This window comes from Gordonia sp. (in: high G+C Gram-positive bacteria) (assembly GCF_049299075.1).
Taxonomy (GTDB): Bacteria; Actinomycetota; Actinomycetes; order Mycobacteriales; family Mycobacteriaceae; genus Gordonia.
The window spans coordinates 1-8,738 of record NZ_JBAQWU010000230.1 but is presented as its reverse complement, the minus strand read 5'-3'; the positions used below and the strand labels follow the sequence as shown (position 1 = coordinate 8,738).

The window sequence follows — 8,738 nt, the reverse complement described above, 5'->3', positions numbered from 1 at the left end:
CAGCGGCACCGCCGCCACCCGCGGACCAAGTCGGCGAGCAGCCGCAGCACCGACCGCCGTCACCGGATCACCGCCGCGCCGCCGCGCCGATAGGACCCGCGTTGGTGCCGGGATGAGCACCAGCCGATCACGCGTCCGGGGACCCCCGAACGCCCGCGCCTCCCCGAACGCGTCGGCGTCCGCCAGCCGCACCAGGCCGCGCGTCAGGACATCGCCGAGAATTGGAATCAGATCGGTGCGACGGTGCTCTTTGAGTGCGATGACGGCGCTACGCAGCGTCCCGCGGTAGCGACCCAACGCCCACACGTCGGTACCCACGTCTGCCCGTGGGCGGACCGGAATGGGGTCGTCGATCACCCGCTGCGCACAACGCGCGCACCATGGCTCTCCGGGCCGACTGCAGCCACCGCATTCGGTGGGCAGCGCGAGGTCCAGCCCGGCCGTCAGTACGCGGCGCACTCCCGCGGGTCGCGACACCATGGCGACCATTGTCATCGTCGATCGTGGCGATTGTCGAGCGTGCCATCCCCAGGGGTCGCGGGCCGACCGACGTTATCCCCAGGCGGGGGGCGGCCTCAGCTGGTCTGGGTCACCGGGATCGCGCCCTCGGGGACCTGACCGACCGGAAGCCAGTACTGGTCGGCCGAGCCCGGCGCGGTACCCAGTTCCAGGACACCGCGGACATCGCCGGCGTAGACCGTGCCGCGGGTCGCCGCGACGGTCCGCACCGGCGGCTTGAGGTTCCCCGAGACCAGGGCGACGCCCGGCAGTCCGGAAACCGGCACCCGCCAGACCGGGGTGTCCTCGCCCTCGCGCGCCGCATAGACCGCACCGGTGTCACCCCAGGCGATCGAGATGACGGGCGTGCTGAGCGAGTAGGTAGCGACACGCACGCCGATCAACGCGGGCACGCCGCGGTCGTTGGTGCCCAATGCGCCGAGCAGCAGTGTGCCGTCGACCACCAACGCCACGCGCACACCGTCCGGGGAGACTTTGAACGAGGTGATCGTCCCCGGCGAAATCCCGGTCACCCGGCTCGTATCTAGGGGCACCACTCGGGTCGCGCCGTCCGCATCGACGGTCCACACGGTGGGCCTGCCGTCGATGATCGCGTAACCGGTGTCGGCGGCAGCACCGAAGCTCGGGGTGCCGATGGTGGCCCCGGCCGCGACCTCCGACACCGCGCCGCCGTACGGACCCTGCAGCAGCACCTGCCTGCCGTCCCGCACGGCGACCGCGGCCACCCGTTCCTGCCGCACCGCGATCGCCGCGGCCACCAGATCGGTGGCCGCTCCCAAGGGACCACCGACCGGCGACAAACCTGTCCCGCTCACCCGGTACAGCCCGCCGCGGACCACATGCAGCCCGGCGATACCGGTGTCCGGGTCCGGATCGAAAGCCATCACGTCGGCGGTACGCCAGCCGTCCGAACGTTCGGCGATCAGCGGGCTGCCCTCGGCGTTGATCAGATAGGTGCCGCTGATGCCCGCATCATTGAGCGACCAGATGAGCTGCGCGGCGAGCGCGGTGCGTTTGCGGGTGTCAACGTCGATCTGTCCGCCCAGGTTGATCGAGATGCGGCCGCTGTCGACCACCACCGGACCGCGGAGCACCACATCCTTCCCGGCCGCCGATTCCACGGCGCCGCTGAGATCGGGCGCCGGTCCGGCCAGCACCTGGTTCACCACCACCGTCGGATCGATGGAGACGCCGAACAACCACCGCGGATCACCGACGAGTCGGGTCGCGGTGCGGTCTGGAAAGTAGAGGTTCGCCAGGCGATATGACGCGTCGAACTGCACGGTATCGGTGACAGTCCCGGCCGGGATAGCGCCGTCAACCCGCCACACCTCATTGGATTTGCTGAGCGTCATCGGGATGACCTCCTCGCCAGCGGTCGGCGTCAGTTGACCGATGGCCGACAGGCTGCCCACGCGCTGTCCGATCACCCGCAGCCGCACCGCGCTCTCGTTGCGCTCGTCGATCACCACCCGCAGATCGGTCAGCAACGTCATCGGGCCCTGGTCGTCCCAGCGTTCGGCGGCACCGGCGGTAAGGAACTTGCGGGCGGCCCGATGGCTCGAGTTCGGATCGCTCATCGCCTTGACGAGATTGCGAACCAGGGTCTCCGGGTCGTCGTTGCGACCCGGCGTCGGCACCAGGTTGGCTGGCCGTGACCGATTGAAGCCCTGCACCGGTTGCGGCGGTGACGACGTCGGAATGGCCACGCACCCGGTACTCACCATCAGCACGGTGATCAGCAGCGCCAGCGGCCCGAGCGCCGAGCGAATTCGGGGTACCGCCCACATCAGATCGTGCTCCCGTCCGGATTCAGCGGCAGCGGACTGCCGAGCAATTTGTGTCCGCGCACCAGCGGCAGGGTGAGTCGGAAGCACGAGCCGACGCCCGGCTCGCCCACAGCTTCCAGTCGACCTTGGTGCAGGCGAGCATCTTCAATGCTGATCGCCAGCCCCAGTCCGGTGCCGCCCGATCGCCGTACCCGGGACGGGTCGGACCGCCAGAATCGGTTGAAGACCAACTTCTCTTCACCTGGCTTCAGTCCGATGCCCTGATCGCGGACGGTGATGGCGACGGCGTCGCCATCCGAACGCATCGTGAGCGTGATCGGCCGCTGCTCACCGTGGTCGACGGCGTTGGCCAACAGGTTACGCAGCACCCGCTCGATGCGGCGCGGATCGATCTCGGCGAAGACCGGGTCCGCGGGCAGGTCAACCACCAGATCGGTGCCGGAATCGGCGGCGAGCGGTTCGACAGTGGCCAAGGCCGCCTCAATGGGGATTGCCATGTCCATCCGTTCGGCGGCCAGATCGGCCTGTCCAGCGTCGTGCCGGGAGATCTCCAGCAGTTCGGTCAACAGGGTCTCAAAGCGGTCGAGTTCCTTGTTCATCAGTTCCACGCTGCGGCGCTGCAGCGGGTCGAACTCGTCGCGGCTCTCGTACAGCAGATCCGAGGCCATCCGGACCGTGGTGAGCGGCGTGCGCAGCTCATGCGAGACATCGGAGGTGAACTGGCGCTGTAGACCACCGAACTCTTCGAGCTGGGTGATCTGTTTGGACAGGCTCTCGGCCATATCGTTGAACAAGACAGCGAGCCGGGCGAACTCGTCGTCGCCGCGCACCGGCATCCGTTCACTGAGGCGGCCGTCGGCGAAGCGCACCGCAATCTGCGACGCAGATCGCAGCGGCGCCACCACCTGCCGCACCACCAGCCAGGCGATCGCAGCCAGCAAAAAGAGCAGTACCAGCCCGCCGACCAGGAGCGTGCTGCGCACCAGCGCGATGGTGTTCTGCTCGCTACCCATCGGGAACACGATGTAGAGCTCTAGGTCCGGAATCGCCGTCTCCACCGGGGTGCCGACCACCAGCGCCGGCACGGTCCCGTCGCCGCGCTGCACCGTCGTGTACTGGTAGGCCACCTGGCCGCGCGAGACCATACCCTGCAGCTGCGACGTCACTTCAGACACCGCGCCGACACCGGCGACCGGCGGCTGCCCCGCACGGCCGGGAACCAGGAGCACTGTGTCGAAGGCGCCGCCGCCGACGCTCGGTCCACCATCGACATCTTGGTCAGTCAGCAACGCGCGTGCCCTCGACAGTCTCGTCTGCGTGGACGCACTAGCTTCCGTGCTGGTCAGTACCCGTTCGACGAGGTTGCGGGAACGCTCAAGCTGACTGAACGCCTGCGCCTGCTTCTCGTCGATCAGCCGTCCGGCGATCTGACTGATCAGCAGAAACCCGACGATCAGCAGCACGACAAACGAGAGCACCAGGGTGGAGACCACGACGCGCAGCTGGAGGGAGCGAAGCCACAGCAAACCGAACCCATGACCCACGCCAGCAGCTGCCCGCTGAACGGTGGCGATGGAACGGTTGATTCTCCGTCGATTGATCACGATGACCGGCCGATTGCCGAAGTTCGAGTGTTGATGGCGCCAGTTTACGGCGGACCGGCTTTATAGCCGACGCCGCGCACCGTCAAGACGATCTCGGGATTCTCCGGATCAATCTCCACCTTGGCGCGTAGCCGCTGAACGTGCACGTTCACCAGCCGGGTGTCCGCCGGATGCCGGTAGCCCCACACCTGCTCGAGCAGCACGTCCCGGGTGAACACCTGGCGCGGCTTACGGGCCAGCGCCACCAACAGGTCGAACTCCAGCGGGGTTAGTGAGATCGGAATGCCGTCACGGGTCACCTTGTGCGCGGGCACGTCGATCTGGACGGGGCCGATCGCGAGCAACTCGGCCGGCTCATCGTCGGTGCGGCGTAGTCGGGCCCGGATACGCGCCACCAGTTCCTTGGGTTTGAACGGCTTCACCATGTAGTCGTCGGCGCCGGACTCCAATCCGAGAACGACGTCCACGGTGTCCGACTTGGCCGTCAACATCACGATCGGCACGCCGAACTCGGCACGGACCGCGCGGCAGACGTCGATGCCGTTCATCCCGGGCAGCATCAGATCCAGGAGCACCAAATCCGGTCGCAACTCGCGCACCGCAGGCAGTGCCTGGCTACCGTCACCCACGACGAAGGGCTCGAAGCCTTCGTTGCGCAGCGCGATGGTGAGCATCTCGGCAAGTGACGGGTCATCGTCGACGACCAGAATCCGGGGCTTCATACCGACCATCGTGGCACCTGACCGGCCCCAGAGCCCGGATCGACGCGCCGACACTCCGGGCGGTCGACGCGGCCGCCACCGCGGCCGACGGTCGACCCGAGTCCATGCAGCGGCCTCAGTCCGCGGCCACCGCCGGCAACGAGGACTCGGTCGCCGTCGGACGTTTCACCGCGGCATAGGAGACCAGCGCCTCCAAGCCTCGGTCGATGTGCGCCAGTTCGGTGGTCAACTTCTTGGCTTCGGCTTCCCGGGTCGCCGAGTCCGTGCGGACCTGGTCTTTAGCGAGCTCATGTAGTCGCTTGGCCTCGCGCAGGGACTCCTCCAATTGCTCACGGTAGGCCAGCCGCAGCTCCGGCTCGAACTCGTTGTACACCTCGCGAATCACCACGGTCAGGTCTTCTTGCGCCTGCTTGATGTTCTCGTTCAGCCAGTTGATCAGGTTCGCCTGACCGGTCTTCTTCGCGTGCGGACCCAGGAGTAGAGCCGCCCACGCCGGGATCGTCACCACCCCGACCAGACCGATCGCCAAACCGCCGGTCAACCCGAGCATCGCGATGACCATCGTGGTGAGCGGACCACCGGTGGAAGCCATCGCCATCATGCGGGGATCGACGTAGTTCTTCCACCGCGCATACTCGCGTTGCGGCCGCAGATCCAGACCCGCCAGCTGACCCACCGCATCGCCGGCGGCGACCGGCTGCAGCGTCGCATCGCCGAGCCATTCGACGGTGAACTCGGTCAACTCCTCCTGGAGATGGGCGGCCAACCGGTCGATCAGCGCGCGCAGCTCGGCATTCATCGTCGCAGTCATCGCCTGACCTTCGCGGGCAATCTTGATCGCCCCGCGCGACTCGATCTGTTTGATCCAGTGGTCCCGGAACTCGGTCAGGTCCAGGCGCAGCCGGGTCTCGGCGTTGAGCTTGAGTCGGTTCAGGGCCTGCCGTTGCCGCTCGCTCCATTCTTTCTGCCGCGCCTGCAATTCCTCCAGCCGGGCGCGCTCCTCTCCCATCTCCGCTTCCATCCGCGGAGCGTCGTCGATCGCCCGTTTGCGCGCCACCAGGTCGGCGCGCAACGCATTGAGTGCCACCCCCGCGCACGCGGCAGCATTGCTGGCGACGATGCGTTCCGGATTGCCCAGCCCGGCTTCGAGTTCCCGGGTGAGTTCGACGATGCCCGACGCGTCCAGACGCGCCTGCGCCTTCACCGGGTCGGTGTTGCGCGCCGCGGCCGCGGCGAACGCATTCGATACCCCGACCACCGGGATGTTCCCGAATCGCGGCGCATACTGCTTCAGCAGCCTGCGGTTCTCCTCAACCACGGTGCGCCATTGCCCGGGAATCTTGTCGATCTTGGTGATGGCCAGCACGACGGTGCCCACCTCGCTGCTCGCCTGGTTCAAAAACGCGAGTTCAGCGGCGCTGATCGGGGCGACCGCGTCGCAGACCATCAGCAGCGAGCACGCACCGTCGGTCGCCGCGATGGTGGCCTGCACATGCCGGTCGTCCAGTCCGTTCACGCCCGGGGTGTCGACGATTATCACGCCCGGCATCCACCGCGCGTCGGTATAGATCTCCGCACCGATGGGCAGCACGCCGTCGATCCGCTGGTCGGCCTGCGCCCCGTCGACGGTCACCCAGTCGAAGACCTCGTCCGGAGCAATCCGGTGGCGGCCGCCACCGGGCAGCAGCACATTGGCGGTGTGCTCGGGATTCTCCTCGGTGGGCGGCACATAGCGGACCTGCGCCGAGGTGGCGATCATCGTGTCGACTTTGGCGAGCGGCTGCCCGAGCAGCGAGTTCACCAGCGAACTCTTTCCGCGCTTCACCTCGCCCACCACGACGACCGCGCGCTCCGGCGGGGGCGCAGCGGCCACCTCTTCGATGCGGCGGGCGACGTCGTCTCGGTCGGCGCGACGCAGGATCACCGCGGCGTACTCGATCGCGGACAGACGTTTCTTGGGCGGGCTGGTCATGGGGACTGGTTACCTTCCCGACGGGCGAGCGGCACGAGGAACCGCGCCGCTCGACGCCATCTGATAGCTGCGTTCAAGCACGGTCAGCGCCTCGCGTTCGGCACCGAGCATCAGGGTGAGTCGCCGGATGCGGCATTCGGCGAGCAGTTCACCGGCGCGCTGCTGCACCCGGCCGAACGGTGTCCCACGCGGCAGACCGCAGGCGCGGGCGCCGTCGGGTGCCCAGAAGACCCGGTCCAGGTCGGCGATCAGCGGACTCTCCGGCGCGCGCCGCATCACCTGTTCCAAAGCCGCGGCCACCTGCAGAGAGCCGGTTGCCGGGTCGATCTCGAAGCGCTCCATCGCCGACTCCACCTGATGCGGAGATGCCGAGGTGCGCGCAATCTCGCGCACCCCGGCCAAAGCGGCCCGCGCCGTCGCCACCTCGGTGTATCCGCCCAACTGCGCGTCGATCGCCTGCCGCAATCGCTGCAGCCCGGATCGCTGCAGCAGCCATTCAGACAACGCCACCGCGCCCTGTGTTGCCGCCTCGCGACCATGCAGCACGGTGTAAATACCGAGCTTGGCGGCCAGATCGACCAGCGTCCGATCGGTCTCGGTAAACAGGTCCATCTCCAGCTCGTCCGCATCAGCGTCAATCAGCCGGGCAAGGGCCGCAGCGTCCCGTTCGGACACCCCAACCTCGGCCGCCTCGGCCATCAGCCCGGACACCGGGATCACGGTGCGGGTCAAGTCCGGGTGCGCGGCCGCCAAGTTCTGCGCGAGTGCCTCCGCAGTGTCGAACGGATCGCCGGTGCCATCGGCGCCCGCGCCCGCGTTGTCGGCGTGGGCAACCACCAAGATGGTGTTGAGCCTGCTCGCCCCGGCCTCCCGCAGAAACGCCACCTCATCGGTCCGCAGGTGCCCGCCTTCGACGAGGAACAGTTGGATGTCCGGCGCCGGGAGACCACCGCGGTCGATTAGCGCCCGGCGCGTCGCGTTCTCCGACGCCTCGGTGGTGCTGCTCAATCCGGGGGTATCGATGATCCGGTATCGGTCACGCAGGTGCGCCTGGGAGAGGTAGACCAGCTCGTAATCGACCTCATCGACAGCCCGGCCCAATTCCCGCGTGTGTCCGCTGACGGCGGCGTGGTCACCGTCGAGCGCAACCACCTCGCGCCGCGCCGGAGTTCCGAACGCATACATGGTGGCGACCATCGTGCACTCGGAGCGATCGGTGGGCGCGATGTCCTCGGTCACCAACGCATTGACCAGCGTCGACTTCCCCGAGGACACGCGGCCAGCCAGCGCCACCGTGGAGTGTCCAGGGGCGAGCTCGGTCCGCAGTGCCGCGACGGCGGCGTGTTCTTCCGGGCCGATCCGCGCGACGTCGTCGAGCATGGCCCGCACCGCAGTTCGCAGCGCCGCCCCCTGATACACCACCGACGCCTCCTGGAGAATTGATTCGCTCCCAAGATAGCGCCCTCGCCTGCGCTGCGGTGCACCGGAAACTTTTCGCCCGTGCCGGGAACCTTCCGGTGCCGCCGCGACTCCTACTGACAAGAAGCCCTGCACTCGGGCATCGGCCCGAGTATCGGGCTAGCATTCCTACTGATATGAACGAGGCATCGCAATGAGCGACAACGATCTGACACAGTGGTGGGCCGCGTACGACGACCCGGCTGGCTCAGCCCCGCCTACCGATGCCTGGGATGCTGCCCTCGTCACTGCCCTCGACCCGGCCAGCGACGTGGACTTTGCCCTGTACGAGTCAGTGCCAGCGGAAGTCGCCGGCGTCACCGCCGACGACCTCCCCACCGACAGTCTCCCCGACCACATGGACACCGACCACACCGATACCGGCACCGCCGCGTGGGACGATTCACTGCCCGAAACGGATCTGTCGGTCACCCTCGACGACGACCTGCCCGGATCCGACGACGACTGGCCGGACGTTGACCCACTCGACTCCGACCCGCTCGATACCGACCCTCTCGACGACTCTCTCGACGACTTCTGAACGGATTTCGATGGCCAGCCCCCTCGACCCCGACCCGCGCGAGTCGGCGACCCCGACCGCACCGTCTGGACGCCTGCCGTTGGTCGCAGCACTGGCGGCGCTCGCGGCGCTGATCGTGTGCTTCGTGGTCGT

The 8,738-nt window shown here is 67.8% G+C and carries 7 protein-coding genes; 1 reads left to right on the top strand and 6 read right to left on the bottom strand.

The features are described 5' to 3' along the window. The 6 genes from WAW85_RS07160 to WAW85_RS07135 all read right to left on the bottom strand — a co-directional run. Nucleotides 1-480, bottom strand: a 480-nt coding sequence (locus WAW85_RS07160) for a ComF family protein (protein WP_422558936.1), incomplete at its 3' end; no start/stop codon positions are given. Between the two features lie 95 nt (nt 481-575). Beyond that, nucleotides 576-2,309 carry an LpqB family beta-propeller domain-containing protein gene (locus WAW85_RS07155; protein WP_422558935.1) on the bottom strand — a complete coding sequence of 578 codons (1,734 nt, stop codon included), beginning with the start codon at nt 2,307-2,309 and terminating at the stop codon, nt 576-578. Then, nucleotides 2,309-3,913: an MtrAB system histidine kinase MtrB gene (gene mtrB / locus WAW85_RS07150; RefSeq protein WP_422558934.1), complete on the bottom strand. Its 1,605-nt coding sequence runs from the start codon at nt 3,911-3,913 to the stop codon at nt 2,309-2,311. Before mtrB ends, WAW85_RS07155 begins: the two co-directional genes overlap by 1 nt. Nucleotides 3,914-3,957: 44 nt before the next feature. Next, nucleotides 3,958-4,644: an MtrAB system response regulator MtrA gene (gene mtrA / locus WAW85_RS07145; protein ID WP_422558933.1), complete on the bottom strand. Its 687-nt coding sequence runs from the start codon at nt 4,642-4,644 to the stop codon at nt 3,958-3,960. Nucleotides 4,645-4,750: 106 nt separating this feature from the next. Continuing rightward, a complete protein-coding gene (locus WAW85_RS07140; RefSeq protein WP_422558932.1) occupies nt 4,751-6,607 on the bottom strand; it encodes a dynamin family protein in 1,857 nt (618 codons plus the stop codon). A 9-nt stretch (nt 6,608-6,616) separates the two neighbouring features. Beyond that, nucleotides 6,617-8,029, bottom strand: a complete 1,413-nt coding sequence (locus WAW85_RS07135) for a dynamin family protein (protein WP_422558931.1) — start codon at nt 8,027-8,029, stop codon at nt 6,617-6,619. Between the two features lie 190 nt (nt 8,030-8,219). On the opposite strand from WAW85_RS07135, the gene WAW85_RS07130 reads away from it, so the two are divergent. Continuing rightward, complete coding sequence (locus tag WAW85_RS07130) at nt 8,220-8,606, top strand: hypothetical protein (protein ID WP_422558930.1); 387 nt, start codon at nt 8,220-8,222, stop codon at nt 8,604-8,606. Nucleotides 8,607-8,738 lie beyond the last annotated feature (132 nt).